Here is a 26,617-nt window from a genome sequence, read left to right on the forward strand (position 1 = left end):
GGTGGATGCTTATCGGAACTGCTCCAGGAACCGGATGTCGTTGTTGAAAAAATAATCGAGGCTGGGCATATTGAACTTCAGCATCGTGTAGCGATCCAGTCCCAGGCCAAACGCGAATCCCGAATATTTTCCCGGATCGTAGCCGACATATTGGAAGACGGCCGGATGAATCATTCCCGCACCCATCACTTCCACCCAGCCGCTCTGTTTGCAGACCCGGCAGGAAACTCCCTGATTGGTGCGGCCCGTCCCGCCGCAGATGCCGCACGAAATATCCACTTCCGCGCTGGGCTCCGTAAACGGGAAATAGCTCGGGCGGAAGCGCACCCGCTTCTCAGGGCCGAAGAAGGCCTTCAGAAAATACTCCAGCGTGCCTTTGAATTCGCAGAAAGAGATGTCGACATCGACGGCGAACCCTTCGATCTGATGGAACATCGGGGTATGCGTGGCGTCGGGGTTGTCGCGCCGGTAGACCTTGCCGGGAACAATTGCCCGGACGGGCGGCTTCAGACGCTCCATGGTGTGGATCTGGACGGGCGAAGTGTGCGTCCGCAGGAGCAACTCGTCGCGTCCCGCCCCGCCATCCTTGATGAAAAATGTATCCTGCTCACTGCGCGCGGGATGGTTGTCGGGCGTGTTGAGGGCCTCGAAATTGTAATAAGCGGTTTCGATCTCCGGCCCCTCCTCGACGGTGTAGCCCATGGAGATGAAGATCTCCTCGATCTGCTCACGCACCAGGGTGAGGGGATGCTTGGCGCCGAATTGACGCGACAGGCCGGGGAGGGTGATGTCCGGGTTCCTTTGCGACGCCTCAATGTTCCCAGTGACAGAGCTGCTGACACGGACTTCCGTTTCGACCCCGGCCTTCCAATTCTTGAGGTCATCACTTAATGGCAGGTCAATTCTGCCGGAGTTCTTGGCCCTGAGTTCATTAAAAATCCTTTCCACATCGCCTTTCAGGGTATTTAGCAGCTTGCCAAGAAAAGGTTTCAAAGGAGACGGCGCCGTCTTCAACCAGTTATCGCTCAAGAAAGACAGGCGGCCGTTCTTACGTCCTAGCCAGGCGATCCTGAACTCCTCGACTTTTGCAGACGAATCGGCAGCCGCCGAGTCTCTTTGAAGCCTTTGGTTCAACTCTTCGAACAGAGACTGACACTGCCCGGGCGACGTCACGCCGATTTCCGAAAGCGGTTTTTGGAGCTTTTCATCCAGGGTCATAGATAATTCGATCCCGATGGAGTCTTTGATCGACGCCCGGGGAACTCCAGGGGGTTCCCCTGTCAGAGCCAGAGCCCGTGCAGGGAGAAGACGCTGACTTATGCGGACGCCGGACCTGAACTCGCTTGTTTGGCGGTTTCCGCAAGTTTGGCAAACGCTGCGGCGTCATTCAGGGCCAGGTCGGCGAGGATCTTGCGATCGAGCGCGACTCCGGCTTTTTTCAACCCGGCAATAAACCGGCTGTAAGAAAGGCCGTTCTCGCGCGACGCAGCGCCGATGCGAATAATCCACAACTGACGGAAGTCCCGTTTACGGACACGGCGGTCACGGTAGGAATACTTCAGGGCTTTTTGAACGGATTCTTTGGCGGAGCGGTAGAGTTTGCTCTTGGTGAGGACGTATCCGGAAGCCAGTTTTAAAATCTTCTTGCGCTTTCGGGCGCGCTTGGGACCTCGTTTAACTCGGGGCACGGTTTTCTCCTTTCGATGTGGAATCGGCTTGCAGGCACCGTGTGTTCCATTCGACGTAGCGAAGGAAGCCGCCTGCTCGCACGAAATGAAATGAATCAAAGATCAAAATCGATGAAACGGGCCGTTCGCGATCGATGGCAATTCTGACGGGCAGCCGGAAGGCCGGTTCTCAGCCTAGCCGTAAACCAGCATGCGCTTGACCGATTTTTCATCCGCCTTGCTGACCAGGGTGTCCTTGTCGAGCTTGCGTTTCACTTTCGTGGTTTTTGAGGCCAGGAGGTGACGCGCGTAGGCATGACCCCTCTTGACCTTTCCCGTCGCGGTCAACCTGAATCGTTTGGCGGCCCCGCGATGGCTTTTCAACTTTAGTTTCGGCATGAAAACTCCCTTTGAAAATACAAATCAGGCAAGCCTGCTTCCGGGCGGGGACACCCGAGTCACTCCGTGATTCGAGCAACAACCGGGAACCCGCAGCTTGGACGCTCCTGATCCCCGGAGTCGGTTTGAAGCTGTTCCCCGGCTTAGTTCTTTTTCGGCGCCAGGACCATGAACAGGTTGGGTCCCTCGAACTTGGGGAAGAACTCCACGATCCCCGCCTCGCCGACATCGGTGACGAGTCGATCCAGCAGCTTCCGCCCGATCTCCTTGTGGGCCATCTCGCGCCCGCGAAACCGCACGCTCGCCTTGACCTTGTCCCCATCCTTCAAAAAATCGAGGATGTGGTTTTTCTTGAACTCATAATCGTGTTCATCGGTCTGAGGCCGGAACTTGACTTCTTTGAGCTGGATTTGTTTCTGGTGTTTCTTCGCCTCGTGCGCTTTTTTGTTGAGCTGGTAGATGTACTTGCCGTAGTCCATAATCTTGCAAACCGGCGGTTGGGCTTGCGGCGAGATTTCAACCAGGTCGAGCGAGCGTTCACGCGCAATCTTGAGCGCCTCATACGGCGGCATGATTCCGAGTTGACTCCCCTGATCATCAATCACCCGAATCTGCGGGACACGAATGCGCTCATTCGTGCGAATCGACTTGTCGTAAATAAAACTCCTCCTTGCCGTCTCCTCCCCGGCGGGGACCGAGCGGCTTGATGGTTTAACGTTTAGGGCTGCAAGTGTAAGCGGAAGCGGCCACACACCCTCGAGAGATGGATCTCTGCCCTGAAAGAGCAGGACCTCTCAAGCGACGCAATTTTCACCTGTTCCCCGGCGATTGTCAAATCAAAAGGGGCGGGTCAGGGAGCCGGCGCTTTGCTCGCGATGACTTGCTCCAGCGAGGTCAGAAATTCATCAATGGATTTAGGTCCGAGGTCACCTTCACTCCGGCTGCGGACGCCCACGGTCCCGGAAGATTGTTCGCGGTCCCCGACGACGAGCATGTAAGGGATCTTTTGCAGTTGCGCTTCCCGGATTTTGAAGTTGACCTTTTCGTTCCGCTCATCCACCTCGGCGCGAACCCTCGCTGACTGAAGCCGCCCGAGCACCTCCCTGGCGTAACCCAGGTGGCGTTCGCTGATGGGCAGCAGGCGTACCTGAACGGGTGCCAGCCAGGTGGGGAAGGCCCCGGCGTAATGTTCAATGAGCACGCCAAAGAACCGTTCCACCGATCCCCAGAGTGCCCGATGGACCATGACCGGTTGGTGTCGGCTGCCGTCTTCGCCGATGTACCCCAGTTCAAACCGCCGGGGGAGATTGAAATCGAACTGGACTGTCGAAAGCTGCCACGGTCTGCCGATGGCGTCGACGAGCTTCATGTCGATCTTGGGGCCGTAAAACACCGCCTCGCCGGGCATGTATTTGAACGGAACGTCCATCCGCTTCAGCGAGTTGCGGAGCGCCCCCTCAGCGCGTTCCCATTCCTCGGCCGTGCCGGCGTAATGCTCCGGGTGGGCCGGATCCCGCGCCGACAGTTCAACCTCGAATCGGTCGAACCCAAAAGTTCGGAGCACGGCAAAGGCGAAGTCCACACAACCCTCGATTTCTTTTTCGAGTTGGTCCATCGTGCAAAAGATATGAGCGTCGTCCTGGGTGAACCCGCGAACGCGCAACAACCCGTGCAGCACGCCGGAGCGCTCGTACCGATAAACCGTGCCGAGCTCGGCGAGACGGAGCGGGAGATCGCGGTAGCTGCGCAGACGCGATTTGTAAATCAGGATGTGCCCGGGACAATTCATTGGTTTGAGCTGGTATTCGGCTTTTTCGACCTCCATCGCGCCAAACATGTTTTCACGATAGAAGCCGGTATGGCCGCTGCGGTTCCAAAGATCCAGTCGCATGACATGCGGGGTAAAGACCAGGTTGTATCCACGCTGCAGGTGTTCTTCACGCGACCAATCTTCCATGAGCTTCCGCACTAGGCCGCCTTTGGGGTGCCAGAAAATGAGCCCGGGTCCGGCTTCTTCTTCAATACTAAAGAGGTCGAGTTCAGTGCCCAACCGGCGGTGGTCGCGGCGCTTGGCCTCCTCCAGCTTTTTCAGATACTCGTCCAGCTCCTTCTGGCTGAACCACGACGTGCCGTAAATCCGCTGCATCTGTTCCTTGTGTTCATCGCCCTTCCAGTAAGCGCCTGCCAGTGACAACAACTTAAACGCCTTGATCTTCTTGGAGGACGGTACATGGGGCCCCAGGCAGAAATCGATGAAGTGATCGCCCAGGGTGTAACAGGAGAAGACCTGATCCGCCTTCTCGTCGATCAATTCGCACTTCATCCCCTCGCCCATCTCCCGGAACATCTTGAGCCCTTCTTCTTTAGGAAACTCTTTCCGGCCGTAAGGCAGATCCCGGTCGGCCAACTCCTTCATTTTCTTCTCGATCTTCTCGAGATCCTCGGGGGTGAACGGCTCGTCACGGTGGAAATCATAGAAGAAGCCGTTTTCAATGGCGGGGCCAATGCCCAGCTTGGTTCCGGGGAAGAGTTCAAGAACCGCGGCCGCCAGCAGATGTGCGGTGCTGTGACGATACACCTCCAAAGCATCAGGGTCTTTGGAGCGCGGGGTCAAGATTTCCACGCGCTCGTTGCCTTTGAGCTGGTAGGTAAGGTCGCGCGGGACACCGTCCACCTTGGCCACCAAAGCCTCTTCGCGCAGGCGCGGACTCACCGTTCGTGCCACATCACCGGTCGTGGCCCCGTCGGGCATCTGGATCTGACTGTTATCAGGCAGAGTGATTTGGATCATAGAATCTCACTGTTCCAATCTGTGCAGAACGATTCTCACAACGACATGCGGCGGCCGATTTCATTTCGGAATGCGGATTTTGGATTTCGGAAAAAAACGAGTGCTTCCGTTCAATACGTCCTGCTTCCGTATGAATCCGCATGAACCTGGGCTAAACCCGGATACAGGGATGAAGAGTCTCGAAAACCTGTGATCAGGTGCAGCAAACAACTGCCGACTGAATCCCTGCATCCACACCAGGAGAATGACAAAAACTTCTCAAGAAAGAACAGTTAAAATAACAGAATTTCATCTGAGGGTCAACGCGGGGAGAACACGCGGGGAGATCAGTCAGCCGAACATTCCGGGGCAGGGAGAATGGAGGTCCACCGGGGAATCCAATATACCCAAGCGCCTTCCTATTGTATAGTGGCGCTCCCGAGCAAGTCATCTCCAGGACGTTATCGCGCGTAGTGAGCGGATTGAAATGATTTCCAACCTATATCTGAAATCTTGGATTCCGGTCATTGTTGTCATGGCCTTCATCTTTCTGATGTCCACCGGGACATTCTCTTCGGAGAACACGGCGTTGTTTTTTGGACCGTTGCTCCGGTTCCTGGTTCCCGACATTTCCCCGCAAATGGTGGATTTGGTCCACAGGGCTATACGCAAGAGCGGGCATGTGGCAGAATATTTTATCCTCGGGGTGGCGCTGTTCCGTGCTTTTCGCGGAGGATCCCGGGACACCCGGGCCTGGCATTGGGCGTTGTGTTCGTTGCTTGTGGGTGTTCTCTACGCCGCATCCGACGAGTTGCATCAGTCCTTTGTCGCGACGCGGATGGCCTCTCCCATCGATGTGGCGATTGATTCCGCGGGTGCCGTGCTCGCCCAGATCGTGTGCGTTCTGGCATACCTTCGGGGCCTGAAGCAGGCGGTTTCGAGTTGAGCCCTAAAAGCTGGAATCGATGGAGACGAGGGAACCGGCGAGGTGCAACTGCCGTTTGAGAGAGACCCTGTCTCCCAAGCAGCCGTCGGGTAGAAATTGAGAGTGGAAATCAGCGACGGTTGGCGGGCGTGTGTAGGCGTTGTATACTGAAACGATGTCAGGGCCGGTCCCGGGACGGAAGCCGGGAGGCACCAGCCGATTCATCGGGCAGAGACAAGGAGAGGACCAAGAAATTCAATGTTTGATATCTTGACTGAAAAACTTCAGCGGACCTTCAAGACCCTGAAAGGGGAAGCGAAGCTGACGGAAAACAATGTCGATTTTGCCATGCGTGAGATTCGCCTGGCTTTGCTCGAAGCAGACGTCAACTTCAAGGTCGTCAAGGACTTCATAGACCGGGTTCGAGCCAAGTGTCTCGGAACGGAGGTGATGACGGCGCTGTCTCCGGCGCAGCAGGTCATCTCCTTTGTCCGGGACGAACTGATCGCCACGCTGGGGGATGCTGAAGCGCGGCTTCTTTTCTCAAAGAACCCGCCGTCCGTTTTTCTGGTGGTCGGGCTTCAAGGGTCCGGGAAGACCACCTCCGTCGGCAAGATCGCCAAGTGGATGATGAAGAACGGCCACCGGCCGCTCCTTCTTTCGGTTGACGTCTACCGACCGGCCGCGCGGGAACAACTCAACGTCATCGCGCGCGATGTGGAAGCCAAGATATTTCCCGGTGAAGGGATCGATGAGCCCCTGGCCCTGGCGAAAGCGGCGCTGCGGGAGGCGAGCCTCTCGGGCTACGACGTGCTTCTGATCGACACCGCGGGCCGGCTTCACCTTGACGACGAGTTGATGCAGGAGCTGGCCACTCTGAAGCAGCAGCTCAAGCCCAGCGAAATTCTGTTCGTGGCGGATGCCATGACGGGTCAGGACGCGGTGAAGAGTGCCCACGAATTTCATCAGCGCCTGGGCATCAGCGGAGTGATTCTCACCAAGCTCGACGGCGACGCACGCGGGGGTGCCGCGCTTTCGATCCGGGCCGTGACGGGACAGCCCATCAAATTCGTCGGCGTGGGGGAAAAACCCGACGCCTTGGAACTGTTCTACCCTGATCGCATGGTCTCGCGTCTGCTGGGGATGGGCGACGTGCTCTCCCTGATCGAGAAGGCCCAGGAAACCTTTGATTTGAAGCAGGCCCAAAGGCTGGAAGAGAAGCTCCGCAAAGATGAATTTACGCTTGAAGATTTTCGAGACCAGTTGCGACAGATGCGGAAGCTCGGGCCCTTGGACAAGATTCTCGGCATGCTTCCTCAGATCGGCCCTATGAAAGACCTCCAAAAAGCCAACATTGACGAGAAGCAACTGATTCACACCGAAGCCATGATCAACTCGATGACGCCCCGTGAACGGCGAAACCATCAAATCATCAATGGCCAGAGGAGGAAACGGATCGCGCGCGGAAGCGGGACCACTGTGAATCAGGTGAACCAGTTGCTCAAGCAGTATGCGCAGATGCGGAAGATGATGAAATCCATGACCGGGGGCTTGGCGGGAGGACGTTTGCCCCGAAACCTGGAGCGGTTTCTTCCCCGGCAGTGAACTTTTTTTTGATTATCGTCCTGCCCCGCCGCTCGTGGAGATCAGGAAAAGCGACGGTTGATTCTGAAGCGGGAGGGAGAATCGTCAAAAAAGTTGCGGGAACTGCATGTTTCCGATAGAATTAAGCTTCATGATTGTCACCGGAATTCGGTGATGTTTCACCGGGCACTTACACCAAAGGTGGAGGGTAGAAATTTGTTGACCATTCGATTGAGCCGAGTCGGCGCTAAGAAGCGCCCTCACTATCGCATTGTCGTGGTCGAAAAAGATGAGGCACGCGATGGAAGATATCTGGAGGTTCTTGGAACTTATTACCCGCTGGTCAATCCGGCGGAGATCAAGTTGAATCGTGAGCGTTACGACCATTGGCTGCGTCGGGGCGCACAGCCATCGGAGACGGTGAAAAGTTTTCTCAAGCGTCAGGCCGCGGCCTGACAGCTACGGCTGCGGAGGCGATTGAGATTTCTCGTTAGTGAGGGTCATGACCCGGAACTTGAAACATTGAACGCCTACTCTGGTTGTCACTTCAGGTTGACATTCTTCGTCTCCGAGAGACTCGGAGCAGGTTCGTGCGAGGCGGCAAGGAGAAGAAGGTATGAAGGAACTCATCGAGCAAATCGCCAAGGCCCTGGTGGATAACCCCGATCAAGTGTTTGTTCGCCCCATCGAAGGAGAGCAGACGACGGTCCTGGAATTGAAAGTCGCTCCCAGTGATCTTGGGAAAGTGATTGGAAAACAGGGACGCACGGCTCGTTCTATTCGGACGATTTTGGGCGCTGCGGGAATGAAGCTGAAGAAACGATTTACCCTGGAGATCCTTGAATAGCGACGTCAAGCCGCTCCTCCGAGAGATGGAAGAAGGGGAGATTACTCTGGCCCTGGTAAGAAAGACCCAGGGCCGGCAAGGCGAGGTTGCGGCAGAAATTCTGACTGACTTTCCGGAGCGGTTCCACCAGATGAAGCGCGTCCGACTGGTGAAGACGGGTGAAGCCGGAAGTTGGAAGGAGTTGGAGAAGGTCTGGTTCCACAAGCAGGCGGTGATCCTGAAATTTTCCGGGATCGAGACGATTACGGACGCAGAAGCCCTGGTGGGATCAGAGGTCCGTATTCCTCAGAGTGAGGCGTTGCCGCTTCCGAGGAATCACCATTACATCTTTGAACTGGTGGGCTGCCGGGTGGTGGAGGACCACAGCAGCCGGGAGATCGGCCGGGTAAAGGAGTTCTTGGAAGCGGGTGGAAACAACCTCCTGGCCTTGGAAACCAGTCACGGCGAATTGCTGGTCCCTTTCGCCGAAGAAATCTGTTTCTCCGTCGACGTACAACGACGCGAGATTCGGGTGCGATTGCCCGAGGGGTTGTTTGAGTTGAATCGCTGAAAGGGACGCACAACCGGCGGGGCCTTGGGCACCGAGCCGTGAAGAGAGAGGAAGAGAACTCCGCGAGGTGTTCCTTGCGGATTTTTTTTTGCACCGAAAACATGGTCCGGTTTGAAATCATCACCATTTTCCCCAGGTTTTTTGAGGGCCCGTTCTCGCATGGAATCGTGCGGCGCGCTTGCGAGGCGGAGCTGGCAAACATCGAAGTGGTTGATCTGCGGACGTTCACCGAAGACAAGCATCGCACGGTGGACGATCGGCCTTTCGGCGGCGGGGACGGGATGGTCTTGAAACCTGAGCCCATCTTCAAAGCGGTGGATTACCTGGACATCCTCCGGGAGGATGCGCAATCCCGATCAAAGGCGGTCATTCTTCTTTCCCCCCAGGGGAAGCGGTTTGCCCAGGCCGACGCATTCCGGTTGGCGTCTTTAGATCGCATCGTCCTGATCTGCGGCCGCTACGAGGGCGTGGACGAACGCGTCGCAGAACACCTCGCCACGGAGGAGCTTTCCATTGGCGATTACATCCTGACCGGCGGAGAACTGGCCGCTGCAGTCGTCGTGGATGCGGTGACACGTCTCCTGCCGGGAGCACTGGGTAACGAGATGTCCTCCCAACTCGATTCTTTTTCTGGTCCGGCAGACCCTCAAGCGGTCCGTGGGGGTTCGAGCGCAGGAACCGGGACCTTGAGTTGGCCCCAGTATACCCGGCCGGAGAGCTTTCGTGCCTGGAAGGTTCCCGAGGTTCTGCTTTCGGGAAATCATCAGGAGATTGAGAAGTGGCGTCGACAGCAGGCAATCGAGAAGACGGCGCGAATGCGGCCGGATTTGCTGGGGTTGACGCCGTCCGGATCACCCGTCAAGGCGATGTGATTCCGGGACAGCGCGAGATTGGAAGGAATCCCCCGATCATGGGGCAAATAACAGGAGCAGAGATAGATTTCAAGGAGAAACGATTATGGGGTCCCAAGCGATTTTGGAAAGATTGAAAAGAGAGCAGCTGCGCACTGATCTTCCCTCATTCAAGCCCGGCGATACGGTCCGCGTGCATGTAAAGATCAAGGAAGGGGACAAGGAGCGCGTCCAGGTGTTCGAGGGGACAGTGATTGCTGAAAACCGCCGGCTGAACCAGTCTACTTTCACCGTCCGAAAGATGTCCTTTGGCACGGGCGTCGAGCGCATCTTTCCTCTGCACTCTCCGGTGATCGACAAGATTGAAGTCGTCAAGAGCACTCAGGTGCGCCGGGCCAAACTATATTATCTGCGCCGGTTGCGTGGAAAGGCGGCGCGGTTGAAAGAAGAACGGTACACCGAACCCGAACCCATTGTGGCTGCGAACTAGAATCCACCTTGGCTCCCGGTCAGCGGCTGAACCCCGATGAATCAGGAGGCCACCCCAGGTTTGTGTTGTAGTCAGATCCCATGTGCGACTGGGACAGCGGGGGAACTGGACGAGGAACCTGTCCCCCGGAGGAGGTCAGATCCGTCGATCGATCTGGATTTCTCGATCGACGGCCTTTTGTGAACGATGGGTGTCGCCCTTTGACCTGATCCTCCACCAATAATTTTCTCATCCTCGTATTCTTTCCAGCTGAAAAGTGCTTTTTCCCATCCATCGTCCCCTCGATTGAGCGACAGGAGCAAGCGTGCGCCAAAAGAAGCACAGTTCCTGCTCCACTTGTACCAGCCGCTATGAAGAAGAGGTCTATCGCATGGGATATTCCCGTGTCGCCGGCCTCGATGAAGTAGGACGGGGGGCCTTGTCAGGGCCAGTCCTGGCAGCGGCTGTGATCCTGGATCCAGCGCACATTCCTGAAGGAATTGATGATTCCAAGAAGCTTTCACCCGATCGGCGGGAGGTGCTTTTCAGGGAAATCGTGGACTCTGCCTTGAGCTGGGGGGTCGGACAGATTGACCCTGAAGCCATCGATCAGGAAGACATCCTCAAGGCCACACTCCGCGCGATGGCTCTGGCGGTTTCAAAACTCTCCCCCTGCGCCGATTTTCTACTGATTGATGCGGTCCGGTTGCACGCCGTCGACCTGCCCCAGAAATCGATTATCAAGGGCGACACTCTTTCGGTTTCCATCGCGGCGGCTTCGATTGTCGCCAAGGTGACGCGCGACGCGATCATGATGGAATTTGACCGCCTTTATCCACAATATTACTTCCGACAGAATAAGGGCTACGGAACACGCGAACATTTGGAATCATTGCGCCGATTTGGCCCCTCACCGATTCATCGGAGAACCTTTCGGCCGGTCTTCCAAAGGGACATTCCGTTTTCCCATGCCGGAGAGTGACGTCCTCGATTCGAGCCAGCCCCTGGGGACTGCACAAAGAAATTGCGACCCCGCCCCCTTTCAGCTATAGTCTTGGGAACTGGGGTTGTTGGCCTATGGCCCGTGTTGTCTGAAGTCTCAGAGCCGGAAAGGGTTGGATCGAACTCCGGCGTCAGGTAAGGGAGCCCAAACTGCCTTGAATAAAGCCAAAATACTCAAGAACGCAGAAAAACACGTGATGCAAGGCAGGCTTCACTCGGCGATTTCAGAATATAAGAAGATCATCGAAGCCGATCCCAACGACCTCCCGATCCTCAACACCATTGGTGACCTCTACGTCCGTCTCGGCAAGACGGATGAAGGGCTTAAATTCTTCAACCAACTGGCGGACGCGTATCTCGAAAGCGGCTTCAAAGTAAAAGCGATCGCAATTTACAAGAAGATCACCAAGCTCGATCCGGGGGGGATTGAACCAAGACGCCATTTGGCTGAGCTCTATGCCCTGCAGGGACTGATGAGCGATGCCAGGGGACAGTATCTCCAATTGGTAGATGCTTATCTGGCGGAATCACGGTCGGATCTGGCTGCCGACGCGCTTCGTAAACTCCTGATTGGCGATCCCGACAACACGGCGATCCTCACGCGGTTGGTCGCGGTGGAAGTGCGCCGGGGAAACAAGGACAGCGCCCTCAATTTGCTCCTGGCCTCGACAGAACGATTACGCAAGAGCGGGCAGTTGGTTGAAGCGAAGGAAATGCTCTCCCGAGCGGAAGAAATCGATCCCGAAAGCCTTAGCCTGAAGACGGTTCTCGCGAAAATCAGGTTTGCCGAAGGGCAGCATGACGAAGCGATTGCGATGCTCTGGAAGATGGACCCGGAGCGGACCTCGACGGAGGTTCAAATCTCCCTGTGGGAATGCTTGCTTGAAGCTGACCACTTGGAGGAAGCCGGCGACGTGGCCCAGCATCTCTTCGAGATCGATTCGGTGCACTATCCATTGCTGTTTACGCTGACGGATCGCTACATCGCCTCTTCCAATTTCGAGCGTGTCGTCCAGATTCTGAATCCGCTGATTGAGTCTCCCTTGATTGACACCTTCGGGGCCCGGATCGCAGAGACTCTTCAGAAGATCCTCTCCGAACAACCGGATTATTTTCCCGCCATTGAACGCACCGTTAAGGTCAATCACAAGTTAGGTCAATCGCATCTGCTTTCGCTCTCGCTGGAACACTTAGCGAGCTACCACCTCAAGCAGGAAAATTTTGCGGCTGCCATGTCTGCTTACCAGGAGTTGCTGGATATTGATCCCACGAATGCGATTGTCCGGCAGGGTATTGCGCGGCTTCAAAGGCAGATGGATTCCCACGGAGGAGCAGAATCTGTCCCGGTGAGCGAGGAGACCGCAGAAGGGACCCTTCAAGAGTTTATGGAGCATTCGCTCGAGAAGCGTGAAGAGCTGGATACTAAGGAATTCACGCTTTCAGAACCCCCCCCCGTGACTTCGGAGGAAGAGGCCCCCGAAGAGAAAGAGGAGCAACCCGTTTCTGTCGAAGAAGTCTCGGTAGAACCGACTCCTTCTCAGAAGCCCCGGGCAGCAAGTACGCTTACATCGGAAGAGACCAATGAGTTAGTGAACGGCTTGATTCTGGAAGGCGAATTGTTGATGGGATACGGCCTTTTGAAGCGGGCCGGACAGCTGTTTGAGGAACTGCTTCGAATCTCTCCAGATCACCCGGTGGCATTGAGACAGTTGGTCGAGATTTACTCCTCGATGGGGAAGATGAATGAAGCTGCAGCCTGTTGTACGAAGCTCTCGGACGCGGCGATCCAGAATGGACACCGCGAGGAGGCCCGTCAGTGGGCCGAGAAGGCAGCTGAGTTCACCACGGTCCCTGCCTCCAAGGCAGTGGAAGAGGAAACCCCACCCCCCCCAGTGCCTGAGACCGTGAAGAGCGAAGAAGCGCACAAGCCCTCCGAAGGGGAGATGGTGTACGACCTGTCGAGCGAACTGGAGGAGATGGTGACGCCGGCCGCTACCCCAGAAGAGCCGAAGGCCGAACCCGTCGCTGAGGCTCCGGAGGCTGGGATCATCAAGGAAGAAGAGGCACTTCGGGAGACTCTTGAGGAAATTGATTTTTATGTTGAGCAAGGGTTCTGGAACGAGGCCCGCACCCTGATCGAAAAAGGGTTGAAGGGTTTTCCGGAGTCCCAGCCCCTCCTTGCCCGCCTGGAGCGCTGTGACAATGCACCGGAGGCGGTGACCTCGGAGGAAGTAGCGACTCCAGAGGCGGCCGTGGAGGAGGGGCCTGAGGTAACACCCCCTTCAACACCCCTTTCAACAACCCCGCCGGCAGCCCTCGTCTCTGAAGTCCCGCTCGAGTCTTTAATAGAACCGGGGCCGCCGGCTGAAGTGGCTCCGATAAGCGAACCGGTCGCTCAGGCGCCTGTGTCTGCTGAGGCCACCCCGTCCCAGGGACTCGGGGACCTTTTTGCGGAATTCAACATCGTCGAGAGCCCTATCGATGCCAGTGGAGATTTCAACACCCACTACAATCTCGGAATCGCGTTTCGGGAAATGGGTCTGCTGGAAGAGGCGATCGCGGAAGTCCAAAAGGCCATCTCCATTCTGAACCCTCGCGAACAGAAACAGGATTATCTCAGTGTGTGCAGCCTGCTGGGTCTGTGCCTGGTCGAAAGCAAGAATTATCCGGAGGCGATTGAATGGATGGTACGCGGCTTGTTGGCTTTGGGAGATCTAGAGAAGAATGATGAGTACCTCAGCCTCGAGTATGACCTGGCAAACGCATACCAGTTGGCGGGGAATACTGAACGCGCCAGGGAGATTTTTCAGAAAATTCAAAGCGAGAACCCAAGGTTCCGCGATATCGAGAAGCGGCTGCAGTCGTTGCACCAGCCCAAACTCTCGAATTAGGTTCTAACAACTCAGACGGCGGTTCTCGGATCCCATGCCCAAGAGGTTCCCTAGCGTTCTGTTGAGCGTCTTTTTTGCGGAAATGGGTTTATTACTGATCGTTTTTCCCTGGATTGAGATCTGGGAAAGGAATTTTTTTACGCGATTGTCGCCGACCCTAACCTCGGTCTTGCTGAATTATTTTTTCCGAGGAGCCATCTCGGGATTGGGAATCATCAACCTCTGGTTCAGCCTTTCAGAAATCCTCAGCATTGGGAAGTCCTTTTCTGAAATTGAAAAATAAGCCACCCCATCGCAATCTCCACCGCCCGTCGGGTTTCTCTTCTCAACCCATCCTCTGCTATGTAACGGACCGATCGTCTGTAGGCGAGAGAAAACTCCTGGGCCGGATCCGCGAGGCATTGGAGTCGGGAGTCGATTGGGTGCAGTTGCGCGAGAAGGGGACTCCAACGAGCGAATTAATCGAGATTGCCGAAAAAGTGGTCCAGTTGCCACACGAAAGTCATCAGAAAATGATTCTAAATGATCGATTGGACGTTGCCCTTGCGTGCGGGTTCGATGGGGTCCACCTCGGGGGAACCTCGTTTCCGGTGGGGGCGGTTCGAGGAAGGGTTCCTGCCGGGTTCATTGTGGGCGCCTCTATCCATCATTTGGATGAGGCGGTGACAGCTGAACGCGAGGGAGCCAATTACGTCATCTTTGGGCCGATTTTCGCCACTCCCTCCAAGTTGAAGTACGGCCCCCCGCAAGGTGTTCAGAGACTCCATGCCGTCGCTTCTCTGCTCTCAATTCCGGTTCTGGCAATCGGAGGAATCTCTTTGGCGAATTATCAGGATTGTTTGAAGGCCGGGGCAGAAGGGATCGCAGCTATTTCGCTTTTTCAAAGCTCCCGTTCCATAAGGAAGGTGGTCTCCCGCCTTCGTGTCGCAAAGTTCCAGCTCGATGCTCCCGAGTTAGAGTAAACTTCCGATCAATCCTCTCTGGATGGCTTCCTGAAAGTTCCTCCACCGATTTCCACCTGGAGTGATCCGGGGCGCGTGCCCAAGCCCGGAGAGGCGTTTGGTGTCCTTCGTTGCAGAGGGGTTGTACTACCTCGAAATCGAGCCGGGGATCGTCCTCAGATCTCCAGCACCAGGCTTGGCATTCCGACCCCTGGCGAGTATGATGAAAGGTTCTGACCGCTGTATTTTGTTGCTCGAGCGTCATCGGTAAACATGAGGTTGGAACCGAGGAGGAATCAGGAATGGCCCACCCACGGTGTCTGACACTTTCGGGCTTTGTTCAAGAGCACCTTCAGAAATTGCAGAATCTCACGGCCGAAAGGGTATTTTCGAGGAACGAAGTCATCTATTTTATGGGCGATCCCGCCGATGAAATCTATCTGATTAACAGTGGAAGAGTCAAGATTACACGCGTTTCGCTTTCCGGGAAGGAAAAAATCATTGATATCTATGAGACGGGGGACTTTTTTGGAGAGCTCTGCCTTTGCGAAAACAGCAGAAGGACCGATCAGGCGGTTGCGCTCGGTGGCGTCAAGGTGCTCTCATTCAAGATCAGCAGACTCCTGGACATGATTTCGAAGGATCCCGGAGCGGCCTTGGAATTGCTGATGTTCTTCTGTCAGAGACTTTCCGAAGCCCAGGCCCAGATCGAAACGCTGGCATTCGATAATATCCCCCGCCGACTGGCGAAAGAACTGCTGAAGATGAGCCGTGGAGGGGGTGAGAAAGTCGCCAATGGAATTTGCGTGAAACAATATCTCACGCACGAGGAACTCTCCCAATTGGTCGGGACGTCGAGAGAAATTATCACGATGGTGATGAATCAGTTTCGTCGCCAAGGTCTCGTGGTCTACACGCGAAAAAGTCTCGTCGTCAATCCCGCAAAAACCGAACGCTACCTGGGACAACAATCCTTTTAATATTTATACTAGCCCGCCCTCTGGAATTGGATTTCCTCGAACGGCGGGATTCGCCCTTTGAGCCCGGTTTTCTAACCTTTTTCGCCAACAGATCTCCCCAAAATCCAATAATCGAGCAGTCACTATTGCCATGATGGGGTATCGAAATACCGGCTATATTCCGGTATCCTTGTTGAAAAGTGAACTTAGCCTGCCTTCTTGACCAGGGATCGCCGCGCCGGAACGTTCGAATCCTGAGAATGAAATAAAGGTCCTTCGCTTTCATAGGTTTACAAAATTGAACAAAAAAAGTGCAAACTGCTCTAAACTCTAGTAATTTCCAAGTTTGCGGGGACGGGAATCTACTTTTCCACAAAGATTTCCACACAATTGTGGAAATCAAAATTGAACATCGTGTTCAAAATACGACTTTTAGGGAGACGGCGCAACTTGTCCGCATAAGTTTCCCCCCGCTGGGTGTCTCGAATCCCCCTTGAAACACGACAGTCTCTGTCGGGAAGGCTATTTAATCGAACAATTCAGCGGAGAAAATCCTCAACCGCGTCGAGAATCTTGAACGCGTCAGCCCCAGTGACTCCGGCTTGAGGGATGAAGCGATCGTTGGAATCGAGTTGCATCAGATGCAACGTAACCACTCGTGCAATAGCGTCACGATTCGGATTTGTGCGAGGAACGTCTGTGATTTTTGTCTGCGAAATGTCCACGCTGGGACGACGATTGATGAGCGCCAAGAGGTGGTCGATCGCTACGGCGATTTCATAACGACGGATGATGAGGGTGGGCCGAAACCGATGATTGGGGGACGCTGAGATGAGATCGAGTCCCGCCACAAGAGGCAGATATTTTCTCCCCCAGTGTGATCCCAAGTCAGTCAGGATAACGGGAGCGCCGGTGAGAAACTCCTTGAGGAAGGGGAAGCGGATGGCCATCATGGCGCCAAAATCCCCTCGATTAATCTGGGGGCGCTGGCGGATTTCACGAAGGGCTTCCTCCTCGGGATTCATCTGGTCAAGGATTCTGTCCAGCATGGACTTGATCTCTTCATTTTGTGAATCCTGACCCGCGAGTTCTTTGAGAAGGCTTTCTGCTTTCTCACGCTGATTGGTGTGCACATAAACGTCGGCCAGCTTCTTCCGTGCCTCAAGATCCGTGCCATCCAGCCCGATTGCCCTGCGATAACTCTTTTCGGCCTCCGCCCACTTCCCTTCATAGACATAGATGTCTCCCAGTTCGCGGGGCAGGGTCTCCAGTTCGGGTGCAACGGTCATTGCCTGTAAATATGCGAATTCCGCCTCCTGCCATTTGGCCTTTGCCCGCGCGGAATGAGCTTCCGCAATCCACTGGTCGGTGACCAGCAAGCGCAATTCCTCGAGGTCAGAGCGAGCTTGAGCGTCGTCCGGCCGCAGTTCCACGATCGTCGCCGTGTACCGGTAAGCCTTCTCGTGGTCCTTTTGAGATTGGTAATAGCGTGCCAGTGTTTGCACTGCGGGAAGATACTTGGGGTCCGCGCGGAGTGCGGCGTTGAGTTTGGCAATGGCCAATGCAGGTTCTTGCTCCATGAAATCGATGTAGCTCAGTGCAGTCAAGAGGGAGGAGGAATCTGAATGCTTTTTGAGGAGGGAGATCCAGTCCTTTTGCGCTTTCTTGGTCTTGCCTTCAGTAAAACTCTTCCAGGCCTCTTCAAATCGTTTCGCTTCTTTAGCGGAGCGATGCTCCACGGCGGAAGGTTGCGGATAGATCCACGGAGACTTGATCGCGGGGGTCTCCGGGGAGGATTGGGGCATACTCGCGGATCGGCAGGGGGCGCCCATGCCCGCCAATAGCAAGACCGCTGCCCAGAGCAGCCTCTTTGCCAGGATGCGAACCATCCCCCTATTATTGCACAAATGAGGTTAACTGACGTGCGACAGATTGTGGCAGTTGCGCGTGCACCCGGATGAGGTCTGTTGTGATTTCTTTTTCGAGGAGGTGTCCCTTCCGCTGAATCAGACTCAAAACCCGCGCTTCGGCATGGGGAAAGACCAGGTGGCAATCCACGAGCGGATCACGCAGGAGCATGGCATCTATGCGACGCACCAGCTCCTCGAGTCCTTCCCCCGTGAGGGCAGAAACGAAGACCCCCTGGGCAGGATCCGGACGACCGGTCGGAGGTTCCAGGAGATCCGTCTTGTTGTACACCTTGAGAATCGGAGTATGTTTCACCTGAAGGTCTTCGAGCACGCTGTTGACCGCAACTTCGTGATCCATGAACTGGGGGTCGGCCCGATCAATCACATGCAGGATCAAATCGGCCTCGACGACTTCTTCGAGCGTTGCCCGGAAGGCGGTCACCAACGTATGGGGAAGTTTTCGGATGAAACCGACGGTATCGGAAAGCAGGGCCATCCGCTTGGAAGGGAGCACCATCTTGCGAAGGGTGGGGTCGAGAGTGGAGAAGAGTTGTCTTGACACCCCAACATCAGAGTCGGTCAGGGCATTGAAGAGGGTCGACTTTCCGGCATTGGTGTATCCCACCAGGGAAAGGGTTGCGATCAAGGTGTCGCGACGGTGGCGTCGATGCAATTCGCGCTGGAAACGCACGCGTTCCATTTCCGCACGGATCCGGGCGATACGTCGAATGATGCGTCGACGGTCCATCTCCAACCGGGTCTCGCCGGGGCCCCGAGTCCCGATGCCCCCGCCCAGCCGCGAAAGTTCGACGCCATGGCCGGTCAGGCGGGGTCGCAGGTAGTCGAGTTGCGCCAATTCAACCTGCAACTTCCCTTCGCGCGTCCTCGCGCGCTGTGCAAAGATGGCAAGAATCAACTGGGTGCGGTCGATGACCCGGCATTCCGTCAGGTTCTCCAGATTCCGTTGCTGTGTCGGGGTCAACTCGTCATCGAAGATGAGGAGCGTGACCCGGCCCGATTGGATTTGTTCCCGGAGTTGAAGACCCTTTCCCCGCCCAATGAAAAAGGCCGGGTCGAGGTTGGGCCGCGATTGACTGATGCGGCCCACCACCTCGGCTCCGGCCGTAAATGCCAGTTCTTGAAGTTCGTCGAGGGAATCGTCGCCTTCGCGCCGGGCGCCCGTTGAACGTCCGCGCGAGGCTCGCTGCGAACAAACGGAAACCAGTAAAGCCCTGTCGTTCACTGATCTTAAAGAAGTAACTCTGGATCCCACCTAACTCACATTGGCAGTCGTCGGCGCCGCAACGGGAGGAGGCGCTTGACTGGATATTGACCGAGCCACGACGACCGTTGAAATAGCGTGCTTGAAAATCAATTGGTCCTGATTACTGGCCTCGAGAATGACCGAATACTTATCAAAACTTTTGATGCGGCCCGTCAGTTTCACCCCGCTTAATAAATAGATTGTTACGGTCTGTTTTTCCTTCCGGGCGTTGTTCAAGAAAGCGTCCTGGATGTTCTGCGCCACCTTGTTGTCCACAGTACCCTCCTCAGCAGGGCCCTTACGAGCCTGCAATGAACTTCAAAAAATTCAAAACCTGCTCTTGAACGGTCCGATCATCTCCGAATCCAACAAACCAAGTCACCCCCCCCTCCTTGTTGAACCAAGTCATCTGGCGTTTTGCATAATGACGCGTTGCCTTCTGTGCCTCAACCACCGCCGCGGGAGGATCCAGTTGTCCGAGAAATAACCTTCCTGCCTGCTTGTATCCTAGAGATTGAAACGGTTTGGCCGAGAGAGCAACGCCCTGACTCAGAATTGTCTTAGCCTCCGCCAGCAAACCCTGGTTGAACATCCCAGTGACTCGATCGTTAATGCGAGTATATAACTCTTTTCGCGGGGGATTCAAGCCGATTTTGATAATGGAGAATCCTTTCAGGGCCTGTCGGGGTTGAAGAAAGTATTCGGATTGCGCTTTCCTTGTGGTCAGGAAGATCTCGAGGGCGCGAATTAGGCGATGGCTGTCCTGGGGAGCAATTCGCGAGGCAGAGAAGGGATCCCAACGCTTCAAAAGCCGGTGGAGATGGGGGACTCCTTTTTGTTGCGCCCGAGCCCTCAATTGTTCACGAAGATGTTCATTTCGCTGGGGACCCTCGAACAACCCGTCGAGCAAGGCCCGCAGGTAAAGTCCCGTGCCTCCCACCAGGATGGGAAGGTGCCGTCGTCTTCGTACCTCCTCGAGGACGGTTCGCGCATGGCGTGCAAATTCTCCCGCGGTAAAGGGCTCGTGGGGTTCCAGCAGATCAATCAAATGATGAGGGACCCGCTCCCGGTCCTGGGGCGAAGGTTTTGCGCTTCCGATGTCAAAGTATTTGAACACCTGGATGGAATCATAATTGATGATCTCTCCCCCGAGCTTCGTAGCCAGGGTCATCGCGAGAGCGGATTTTCCGCTGGCAGTTGGTCCAACCAGCGCGACCAGCGGGTATGGAGGCGGTTCAGAAGGGTTTGTCATGGAGCGGGAACATTGCTCTTTTCGGGGGTCCAGCCATCCACAAGCCACGCTGAGTTGAATCGTTTGACAGCGACTCGAACCTTGCTGGAGATCAGTCGGGGATCGCCGGTCACCATCTCATACATATCCACGTCAAATTCGGCCTTGTCCCGGTCGATGGAGGAGATCCGTCGTATGGCATAGGCCACATGATGTGGATTCGAAAGCCCGATGAAGATCTGTCGCAGTTCGTCCGGAGAACGGAATTGTTGACCGAGATCAATGCTTGTGTTCCGCATCGCCGTGTCGCCGTCGCGGTCGGCCCAGGCCCGCATTACGATCTTCAGTACCCGGAGGGGGTCCCGATATTCCTTGGGCGCTTCGTATCCGTCCACGATGGCCTTTGCCGTTTCGCGCTCCGCACCGAACTTGATTTTGTCGGCCAACCAACCGCGCGGGGTCTGGATAAAGGTGTCCCGTTCATCAATTTCGCCGATTAGATGATCGTTGAGATTCTTCCAGATTCCAACCACATCCACTTCAAAACTCTTGTCTCCCTCCTTGGCCTCGATCTTGTTCGGATCATAGCGAAAGCTAAGCAAAACACCGGATTCGTGCCGAATCTTGACTCTCTTGTTTCCGCGATAGTAGTCCTTCAAACGATCGGTCATGTAAGTGTATTCAATGACGTTGTTCGCCTGGGTCCGGGTCCAGAGAAAGTTGTTGAGGGCTTTGATTCGAGGGTCTTCCGCTGCCAAGACGGCGGCCGAGGTGGAGACGATCAGCCACAGGCATCCGAGGGCGTTTTTCCAGTGAGTCCGGAATCGTTCAGTCATCCATGTGCGCATTAGGTCGAATCCCCTGCGTTCAATAAGAACTGGTTGTGTGGTTCCAAAGGTTCAGGGACCAGATTTTGTACAACAGGTATAGCATCATGACAATGGCGAGAAGAAGGAGCCCCCGAAATTGTACACGCTCAATTTTCACGAGTGTTTTCCCTGACCACATCGACGTTGTAATAATAGGTCTTCAATATGGATTCGAAGTTCTGCCCTTCTCGCGCCAGCCCGTAGGCCCCGGTTTGACACATCCCGACACCATGTCCCCATCCGCGGCCAATGAATACGAAGGCCTCAATCTTGCCTCGACGGTCGCGCTCCCGGTCCAGGATGAACAGACTATCTTTCAGTCCCAGGGCGGATTTTACCTCCAACCCCTTGAGGGTAAAATTCTGCTTTCGGCCCTTGACCTTCAATTCAATCACTCGGCTTGAAATCCCGTATTCCACCGGCTCCAGGTCGACAAGTTCATCGAGGGGCAACGTCTTGCGCAGGATTTTTTCGAGATCCGCGCGTGTGACATGAACCGTCCATTTCAGATGGTAGCCTGACACCTCCACCAGCCGCGGATCAATCTCACTGGCGTTTTCGGGAGGGCAGGAGGCGCTTCGCAAGTAGGGCGCATCCATGGTTCGAAAAATGTTCTTCGCATCTTCCGTGTGCCCCCCGCACGTGGAGGTGTAGAGTGAGTCGATCAACTCGCCGTGGTATTCTATCACGATCCCCCGGGTGGCCTCGACGGCCTCGGTGCTGAGAGGCCTTTCCGAGTCGGCCCCGCGATACACCTGGCAGGCGATCGTGGCACAGAGCTGATACCCTTCGCGCCGGAACCTCCCCTCATTCTTCAGGGCATAGGTTCTTGCCGCGACGGCCTGAGCTTTGAGGGCTTCGATGGCATCGAACTTCGAAGGAGGCATTTCATTAGGAACCACACCTTTCAGATAATCATCCAGGTCAAGGATGTTCACGACATTGAATTTTCCGCGCGCATTTTCGACGAGTTCGATCGTTCCGCGATAGGCGAGGTGGTCAAACGTGAGAAGGTCTTGGGGGTCCTGGGGCGATATCCTCAAAAGGCCCACGGGTGCAAGCCGGGGATCAGGAAGCGCCACACTCGCCAGCCCACGGTCTCCTTCGGTATGAATTTCCAGGGTTGAGGTAGCGATCGCCGGTGGAGCAGGTCGAATTTCTGAACGGCGGGCGTCCGCCGGAACACGGATGCCCTCTTCGCTGGCGATCCAGCCTTCGGCGTATCCGGCCTCCTGCAATTGCTCTCCGAGTTCTTCTGCTTCTACCCGCGAAGCACACTCTCCCACCCGGACCCGATAAGTTCCTGTGGAGTCGTTGTAGGTGATGGTGACGGGAACCTCGAATCGGGATTCGAGTTCCCGCTTCAAGGAGTCGGCCCGGCTGGCCTCGCGAAAGGAGGCAACCTGAATTCGATAGATGGGACCTTTCCGCGTGAGGTTAGCGGAGGCAGCTTGGACCGACGGGTTGCTTTCAACTTGCGAGGACAATAACGAGAGGGCGACCCGACGTTCTGCCACATTCGAAGGCTGGTTCGCTTCCAGGAGATTTTCGATTAAGAGTCTCCCTTTGGATGTAATTTGAACGGTGCGGAGATCGTTGGCCAAGCCGATTCGGATCCATCGCGGGATGCCGCGGGAGACCGGCTTGGCTGCGGGTGCAGTTTCTGCTTTGGGTTCAACTTCCGCTGGAGCCGGGCGCGGCGCCTTCGGTTCCTTTGGAGCGGGAGGAGGCTGTGAAGGACCCCCCGCGGAGGCGGTCGGGGGATGCGGGACAGGGGGTGGTACGGGACGCGATTTACATGCATCGGCGAGGAAAGCGATGGGAAGGAGCACGAAGATGAGGACGCGACGGAATTGATCCATTCATCTACCCTGTCCATCCAGACCCATAGTCGTCTTCTCCATGGCCGCAGCTCGCTTGAAGCGTCCCATTGAGCATTCTTCTTGCCCTACGTTCGCGGAGACAGATTATACAGGTAGGTGTACTGAAGTGTAATGTGATCACCCGGAAAATAATTGGGCAGGGCCGGCAAAGGGGTCGACATATTTAGCGAACCCACTGCGGCATTATCATAAGGACCGGTTCCGGACCGGGCCACCACGTTCATGTTGAGGATCCGGCCGTTCTTCTGAATATCGAAGACAATGGTCACACGCCCTTTGCGCCCCGTGTAAATCAACTCCGGAATCAGGGAGTACCAGTTTGCCCGGACAATGAAATAGATGCGGCGCAAATAAGGGTCGAGATCGACCCCGTAGGTATCGGAGAGAATGATGGGCTCATCGATGCTCAAATCAGGTCGCTGGCCGCTTTGCGGTCCCTTCAGCCCCGATCCCGATCCCATCCCCCCCGCCCCGCGGTTTTTGGCCGATTCGCGCATGGCATCTTCCAGGCTCTTCCCTGCAGACTCACCTGGAATTTTCAAATCACTCCTGCCTTTCCTGTCCAAGGAGCTCAGGTCCTCCAGGGTTGGCCCCTGGGGGACATTCAATTTCGCCTGGTCCTGAGGCTCGGTCTGAACCCCTCCTTTTTGTTGCTGCCCGGGAGGAGGCTCCACAGGCTTTTGCAGTTGTGCTGTGTCCGGCTTGGGCAACGGTTCCTGCTTGACGATTGGAGGAGCCTCAAATCCGCCACCGGGTTTGGGGGTGGTGGGAGGAGGCGCGGAGAGGTGGCCTCGCACGGGGGGCGGAGGCAGCGCCGGCTTTGGTTCTTCAAATGGTGGAGGGGCAACAAGTTCCGTCAGTTCCTGCTGTTTTTCCTGAACCGGCGGCTCGGACTTCAAAAAGGACAGAAATTTCGGATTCACGACGACGACGATGACGAATACGAGGTGGAGGATGATGGAAAATAGAACAGACTCCCGCCGCCGCGCCGAGTCGCGTTCCTTTTCGAGCAGGATAATCAGGTGGAGCTCTTCCGTTTTTGGCATGCTCAGTCTATAAAAAACCCATATTCAGCTGGCATTTTATCATTAATTGGATTTCTCAGGTTGGGCAGGAGGAGATTCCTTCCAAGTTCGCATCGCTCCGATGTTTTGAAAGGGCCATGCCGAACCGCCTGGTTCAATGGAGTGCCCGAGGGGACGACCGCGGACCCTAGACGCCGCCGTGTTTGAATTCGACGGCAAAGTATGCTGCCCTGAATAGCGCTTCCGCAGGATGGTCATTTTTGCCTGTCGAACCCGAGATTTCACACTCGTCAGGTCAGACCATCCCAGACAGGGCGGTTTGTCTGTGCCTCCTGCATTTTAAATGTCCAATTTCAGGGTTTTCCACGCTTTCCGGGACTTCAACCCGGTCGCACCTTTCTTTGGATGCAAAGTAGGACGTAGAAGTTTCGCGGGAGGTTACGGCGGGATCTCAATGGAAGGACCGAAAGAGCGCTCAATCCGGTCTAATTTGTTCCTAACGCGATGCTGGAGTGCTCCTTGATTTTCCTGGCAATGTCTGACGCCACTTTCAACGCCCGTCGTCCCTCCTCACCGGTCACGACTGGTACGGACCGGTTCCGCACGGCCTGCACAAAGGACTCCAATTCCAGCTTCAGAGGTTCCTCCAGAGGGGCCGCCACCCTGCGCCCGTCAATCTTCGCCTCCCCATTTTCGCTGCGGCCGAGGTTCAGAACCAACATTTCCTGGCGGGTGTAATCGATGGATACATAATCGTTAGGCTGAAAAAACCTTAGTTTACGGACCTTCTCGGTGGAGACGCGGGAAGCCGTGAGGTTGGCGACGCAGCCGTTTGTGAATTCGAGACGCACATTGGCGATATCGACCCGGGGCGTGAGGATCGGAAGTCCAACGGCTCGAATGTCTGCCACCTCTGCTTCAACAAACGAAAGCACGATGTCAAGGTCGTGGATCATCAGGTCGAGCACCACATCGACATCCAGGCTTCGCGGAGTAAACAGGCTCAGCCGGTGCACTTCGAAGAACTTGGGCCCCTTGAGAATCTTTCTTGCTGCGGTGACTGCCGGGTTGAATCGTTCGACGTGCCCCACCTGCAAAACGCGCCGATGAGTCCGTGCGGCCTCGATCAACCCGTCGGCGTGTTCGACGGAGTCCGCGATCGGCTTTTCCACCAGAACGTCGATCCCTTGTTCAAGAAGCCGAGTTCCGATTGAGGCGTGATCGACCGTAGGAACAGCCAGGCTGACGGCATCCACCCGATCAAACAACTTTTCAAAATCGTCAAAGGCATGCGTATGATTCGCCGACGCAATTTCCTCGGCTCGCGCCAGGTTGGTGTCCGCCACCCCGACCAATTCCACGCCGGCCATCTGTGAATAGATCCTCACGTGGTGCCGGCCAAGACTCCCGACGCCGATCACCCCCACACGAAGTTTCTGTGATTCTGAACTCATGCGTTTTGTCTCCGGGAAAGCCATGAAAGCGGGAAATGATTAATAGGTGCCGGGTATCAGGTGCCGGGTTTCAGGTAGCGGAGGCCGGGAGCCAGAAGACGGAAGTCAGATGCCTGAAGCCAGAAGTCAGAAGTCGCACAAAAAGTGAACATTATCTTGACTGCGAATTTGGAAGTCTTAACTTTGAACTTGGAACTTTGAACTGGCTTTTTAGACTTTGAACCTTGAACCTTGAACCTTGAACTTGGAACTTGGAACTTGGAACTGGCCTTTTAGACTTTGAACCTTGAACTTGCTTCAAGGCGGGAATGCCTCGATGGTGATTTCCTTTTCGTTTGCCAGGGCCAGCAGCTCGTCGCGGTTGAGCAACAGCGTTTTTCCAGCGTCGAGTGCCAGGGCCGAGGCGTTGGATTCCGCCATGAGCTCGATCGTGGCCTTTCCCACGACCGGCACATCAAACCGCATGTCCTGGTTCGGCTTGCTGACTTTGACCACCGTCATCCGTCCCCCCCGACTCAGCTCCCCCGCACGTCGGATGACGGCGTCCGTTCCTTCCATGGCCTCAATCGCGATGCATGCGCAGTTCCTGACCACCACACACTGCCCGAGATCCATCCCGGCAATCGCCTTGGCGATCCCGCGCCCGTACTCGATGTCGGCCTTCTCTTCGGAATTGGGTTTGCGCCGGGTGAGAACACCCGGTTGAGGAATCAAATCCTTCAGAAAAAATGTGGAATCGATGAGATCGATTCCTTCATCGGAGAGAACCCTTGCCACCCCTCCGATCAAAGCGTCGGTGTTCTTATGTTTCAGACTGGTGAGAAGCTTCAATAATCGCCAGTCGGGCTTGATGGAGCTGAAAATGATCTTATGTTTCACCTGTCCCGCCATGATGGCCTTCGTGACACCTTCCTTCTTGAACCACTGGATCAAGCCGGAGAGATCGGCGATGGAAAGCCAGTGGATGCTCCTGGCCTCGCTCTGTAATTCGGGGAAGGCCTCTTCTTTGATCGCGGCCACGACCAGTTCATGGCCCTGGCGCCGCGCGGCACGGAGAACGAGAAAGGGAAACTGTCCATTGCCTGCAATCAATCCAAATCTTTCCATGGCACACTCGATCGGTAGG

Annotated in this window: 26 protein-coding genes; 11 read left to right on the top strand and 15 right to left on the bottom strand. The window is 55.6% G+C overall.

What is annotated here, in order from left to right:
- Nucleotides 1–9 precede the first annotated feature (9 nt).
- The 5 genes from pheS to thrS all read right to left on the bottom strand — a co-directional run bounded on the left by pheS (nucleotide 10) and on the right by thrS (nucleotide 4,857).
- Entirely contained in the window at nucleotides 10–1,218 is a 1,209-nt protein-coding gene (gene pheS / locus LAO21_16760) for a phenylalanine--tRNA ligase subunit alpha (GenBank protein ID MBZ5554371.1), read from the bottom strand.
- 98 nt (nucleotides 1,219–1,316) lie between these two features.
- Nucleotides 1,317–1,688: a 50S ribosomal protein L20 gene (rplT, locus tag LAO21_16765; GenBank protein ID MBZ5554372.1), complete on the bottom strand. Its 372-nt coding sequence runs from the start codon at nucleotides 1,686–1,688 to the stop codon at nucleotides 1,317–1,319.
- 174 nt (nucleotides 1,689–1,862) lie between these two features.
- Nucleotides 1,863–2,066, bottom strand: a complete 204-nt coding sequence (rpmI, locus tag LAO21_16770) for a 50S ribosomal protein L35 (protein MBZ5554373.1) — start codon at nucleotides 2,064–2,066, stop codon at nucleotides 1,863–1,865.
- A 143-nt stretch (nucleotides 2,067–2,209) separates the two neighbouring features.
- Complete coding sequence (gene infC / locus LAO21_16775; protein MBZ5554374.1) at nucleotides 2,210–2,710, bottom strand: translation initiation factor IF-3; 501 nt, start codon at nucleotides 2,708–2,710, stop codon at nucleotides 2,210–2,212.
- A gap of 206 nt (nucleotides 2,711–2,916) precedes the next feature.
- The gene (thrS, locus tag LAO21_16780; GenBank protein MBZ5554375.1) at nucleotides 2,917–4,857 is read right to left on the bottom strand and encodes a threonine--tRNA ligase; all 1,941 of its coding nucleotides are present in this window, start codon (nucleotides 4,855–4,857) and stop codon (nucleotides 2,917–2,919) included.
- Between the two features lie 514 nt (nucleotides 4,858–5,371).
- On the opposite strand from thrS, the gene LAO21_16785 reads away from it, so the two are divergent.
- Nucleotides 5,372–5,782, top strand: coding sequence for a VanZ family protein (locus tag LAO21_16785; protein ID MBZ5554376.1), 411 nt, complete (start codon nucleotides 5,372–5,374; stop codon nucleotides 5,780–5,782).
- Between the two features lie 3 nt (nucleotides 5,783–5,785).
- Here LAO21_16785 and LAO21_16790 read toward each other — a convergent pair whose 3' ends face one another.
- Nucleotides 5,786–5,986 carry a hypothetical protein gene (locus tag LAO21_16790; GenBank protein ID MBZ5554377.1) on the bottom strand — a complete coding sequence of 67 codons (201 nt, stop codon included), beginning with the start codon at nucleotides 5,984–5,986 and terminating at the stop codon, nucleotides 5,786–5,788.
- 33 nt (nucleotides 5,987–6,019) lie between these two features.
- Here LAO21_16790 and ffh point away from each other — a divergent pair, with 33 nt between their 5' ends.
- From ffh to LAO21_16840, 10 genes are all read left to right on the top strand, one after another.
- Nucleotides 6,020–7,366: a signal recognition particle protein gene (ffh, locus tag LAO21_16795; GenBank protein MBZ5554378.1), complete on the top strand. Its 1,347-nt coding sequence runs from the start codon at nucleotides 6,020–6,022 to the stop codon at nucleotides 7,364–7,366.
- Between the two features lie 153 nt (nucleotides 7,367–7,519).
- Complete coding sequence (gene rpsP / locus LAO21_16800; GenBank protein MBZ5554379.1) at nucleotides 7,520–7,801, top strand: 30S ribosomal protein S16; 282 nt, start codon at nucleotides 7,520–7,522, stop codon at nucleotides 7,799–7,801.
- Nucleotides 7,802–7,961: 160 nt separating this feature from the next.
- The gene (locus LAO21_16805; protein MBZ5554380.1) at nucleotides 7,962–8,192 is read left to right on the top strand and encodes a KH domain-containing protein; all 231 of its coding nucleotides are present in this window, start codon (nucleotides 7,962–7,964) and stop codon (nucleotides 8,190–8,192) included.
- On the top strand, nucleotides 8,185–8,742 hold the full coding sequence (gene rimM, locus LAO21_16810) for a ribosome maturation factor RimM (GenBank protein ID MBZ5554381.1): 558 nt from the start codon (nucleotides 8,185–8,187) through the stop codon (nucleotides 8,740–8,742). Before LAO21_16805 ends, rimM begins: the two co-directional genes overlap by 8 nt.
- A 101-nt stretch (nucleotides 8,743–8,843) precedes the next feature.
- Nucleotides 8,844–9,614 carry a tRNA (guanosine(37)-N1)-methyltransferase TrmD gene (gene trmD, locus LAO21_16815; protein MBZ5554382.1) on the top strand — a complete coding sequence of 257 codons (771 nt, stop codon included), beginning with the start codon at nucleotides 8,844–8,846 and terminating at the stop codon, nucleotides 9,612–9,614.
- Nucleotides 9,615–9,699: 85 nt separating this feature from the next.
- Complete coding sequence (gene rplS / locus LAO21_16820) at nucleotides 9,700–10,083, top strand: 50S ribosomal protein L19 (GenBank protein MBZ5554383.1); 384 nt, start codon at nucleotides 9,700–9,702, stop codon at nucleotides 10,081–10,083.
- 304 nt (nucleotides 10,084–10,387) lie between these two features.
- On the top strand, nucleotides 10,388–11,044 hold the full coding sequence (locus tag LAO21_16825; protein MBZ5554384.1) for a ribonuclease HII: 657 nt from the start codon (nucleotides 10,388–10,390) through the stop codon (nucleotides 11,042–11,044).
- 175 nt (nucleotides 11,045–11,219) lie between these two features.
- A complete protein-coding gene (locus LAO21_16830; GenBank protein MBZ5554385.1) occupies nucleotides 11,220–13,955 on the top strand; it encodes a tetratricopeptide repeat protein in 2,736 nt (911 codons plus the stop codon).
- Between the two features lie 272 nt (nucleotides 13,956–14,227).
- Nucleotides 14,228–14,917 (top strand): thiamine phosphate synthase, encoded by a 690-nt coding sequence (thiE, locus tag LAO21_16835; protein ID MBZ5554386.1) that lies wholly within the window; start codon nucleotides 14,228–14,230, stop codon nucleotides 14,915–14,917.
- Nucleotides 14,918–15,198: 281 nt separating this feature from the next.
- Nucleotides 15,199–15,876: a Crp/Fnr family transcriptional regulator gene (locus tag LAO21_16840; protein ID MBZ5554387.1), complete on the top strand. Its 678-nt coding sequence runs from the start codon at nucleotides 15,199–15,201 to the stop codon at nucleotides 15,874–15,876.
- Between the two features lie 518 nt (nucleotides 15,877–16,394).
- Here the strand turns inward: LAO21_16840 and LAO21_16845 are convergent.
- The 9 genes from LAO21_16845 to lpxI form a co-directional block, all read right to left on the bottom strand.
- Nucleotides 16,395–17,744 (bottom strand): tetratricopeptide repeat protein, encoded by a 1,350-nt coding sequence (locus tag LAO21_16845; protein MBZ5554388.1) that lies wholly within the window; start codon nucleotides 17,742–17,744, stop codon nucleotides 16,395–16,397.
- Between the two features lie 7 nt (nucleotides 17,745–17,751).
- Complete coding sequence (gene hflX / locus LAO21_16850; protein MBZ5554389.1) at nucleotides 17,752–19,008, bottom strand: GTPase HflX; 1,257 nt, start codon at nucleotides 19,006–19,008, stop codon at nucleotides 17,752–17,754.
- 30 nt (nucleotides 19,009–19,038) lie between these two features.
- A complete protein-coding gene (hfq, locus tag LAO21_16855; GenBank protein ID MBZ5554390.1) occupies nucleotides 19,039–19,305 on the bottom strand; it encodes an RNA chaperone Hfq in 267 nt (88 codons plus the stop codon).
- A gap of 22 nt (nucleotides 19,306–19,327) precedes the next feature.
- Nucleotides 19,328–20,281, bottom strand: a complete 954-nt coding sequence (miaA, locus tag LAO21_16860; GenBank protein ID MBZ5554391.1) for a tRNA (adenosine(37)-N6)-dimethylallyltransferase MiaA — start codon at nucleotides 20,279–20,281, stop codon at nucleotides 19,328–19,330.
- Nucleotides 20,278–21,096, bottom strand: a complete 819-nt coding sequence (locus tag LAO21_16865) for a hypothetical protein (GenBank protein ID MBZ5554392.1) — start codon at nucleotides 21,094–21,096, stop codon at nucleotides 20,278–20,280. Before LAO21_16865 ends, miaA begins: the two co-directional genes overlap by 4 nt.
- A gap of 140 nt (nucleotides 21,097–21,236) precedes the next feature.
- The gene (locus LAO21_16870; protein ID MBZ5554393.1) at nucleotides 21,237–22,991 is read right to left on the bottom strand and encodes a SpoIID/LytB domain-containing protein; all 1,755 of its coding nucleotides are present in this window, start codon (nucleotides 22,989–22,991) and stop codon (nucleotides 21,237–21,239) included.
- A gap of 86 nt (nucleotides 22,992–23,077) precedes the next feature.
- Nucleotides 23,078–24,058: a TonB C-terminal domain-containing protein gene (locus LAO21_16875; GenBank protein MBZ5554394.1), complete on the bottom strand. Its 981-nt coding sequence runs from the start codon at nucleotides 24,056–24,058 to the stop codon at nucleotides 23,078–23,080.
- 464 nt (nucleotides 24,059–24,522) lie between these two features.
- Nucleotides 24,523–25,491: a Gfo/Idh/MocA family oxidoreductase gene (locus LAO21_16880; GenBank protein ID MBZ5554395.1), complete on the bottom strand. Its 969-nt coding sequence runs from the start codon at nucleotides 25,489–25,491 to the stop codon at nucleotides 24,523–24,525.
- Nucleotides 25,492–25,788: 297 nt separating this feature from the next.
- A complete protein-coding gene (gene lpxI, locus LAO21_16885; protein ID MBZ5554396.1) occupies nucleotides 25,789–26,598 on the bottom strand; it encodes a UDP-2,3-diacylglucosamine diphosphatase LpxI in 810 nt (269 codons plus the stop codon).
- Nucleotides 26,599–26,617: the final 19 nt, after the last annotated feature.

The organism is Terriglobia bacterium (assembly GCA_020073085.1).
Lineage (GTDB): Bacteria > Acidobacteriota > Terriglobia > JAIQFV01 > JAIQFV01 > JAIQFV01.

Coding starts and splice junctions, on each gene's coding strand:
- rpmI (MBZ5554373.1), bottom strand. CDS start 2,066: ATGCCGAAACTAAAGTTGAAAAGCCATCGCGGGGCCGCCAAACGATTC.
- LAO21_16875 (MBZ5554394.1), bottom strand. CDS start 24,058: ATGCCAAAAACGGAAGAGCTCCACCTGATTATCCTGCTCGAAAAGGAA.
- LAO21_16865 (MBZ5554392.1), bottom strand. CDS start 21,096: ATGACTGAACGATTCCGGACTCACTGGAAAAACGCCCTCGGATGCCTG.
- rplS (MBZ5554383.1), top strand. CDS start 9,700: ATGGGGTCCCAAGCGATTTTGGAAAGATTGAAAAGAGAGCAGCTGCGC.
- trmD (MBZ5554382.1), top strand. CDS start 8,844: ATGGTCCGGTTTGAAATCATCACCATTTTCCCCAGGTTTTTTGAGGGC.
- LAO21_16840 (MBZ5554387.1), top strand. CDS start 15,199: ATGGCCCACCCACGGTGTCTGACACTTTCGGGCTTTGTTCAAGAGCAC.
- LAO21_16845 (MBZ5554388.1), bottom strand. CDS start 17,744: ATGGTTCGCATCCTGGCAAAGAGGCTGCTCTGGGCAGCGGTCTTGCTA.
- LAO21_16880 (MBZ5554395.1), bottom strand. CDS start 25,491: ATGAGTTCAGAATCACAGAAACTTCGTGTGGGGGTGATCGGCGTCGGG.
- LAO21_16870 (MBZ5554393.1), bottom strand. CDS start 22,991: ATGGATCAATTCCGTCGCGTCCTCATCTTCGTGCTCCTTCCCATCGCT.
- rpsP (MBZ5554379.1), top strand. CDS start 7,520: ATGTTTCACCGGGCACTTACACCAAAGGTGGAGGGTAGAAATTTGTTG.
- miaA (MBZ5554391.1), bottom strand. CDS start 20,281: ATGACAAACCCTTCTGAACCGCCTCCATACCCGCTGGTCGCGCTGGTT.
- lpxI (MBZ5554396.1), bottom strand. CDS start 26,598: ATGGAAAGATTTGGATTGATTGCAGGCAATGGACAGTTTCCCTTTCTC.
- LAO21_16785 (MBZ5554376.1), top strand. CDS start 5,372: ATGGCCTTCATCTTTCTGATGTCCACCGGGACATTCTCTTCGGAGAAC.
- ffh (MBZ5554378.1), top strand. CDS start 6,020: ATGTTTGATATCTTGACTGAAAAACTTCAGCGGACCTTCAAGACCCTG.
- thrS (MBZ5554375.1), bottom strand. CDS start 4,857: ATGATCCAAATCACTCTGCCTGATAACAGTCAGATCCAGATGCCCGAC.
- LAO21_16805 (MBZ5554380.1), top strand. CDS start 7,962: ATGAAGGAACTCATCGAGCAAATCGCCAAGGCCCTGGTGGATAACCCC.
- LAO21_16790 (MBZ5554377.1), bottom strand. CDS start 5,986: ATGAATCGGCTGGTGCCTCCCGGCTTCCGTCCCGGGACCGGCCCTGAC.
- pheS (MBZ5554371.1), bottom strand. CDS start 1,218: ATGACCCTGGATGAAAAGCTCCAAAAACCGCTTTCGGAAATCGGCGTG.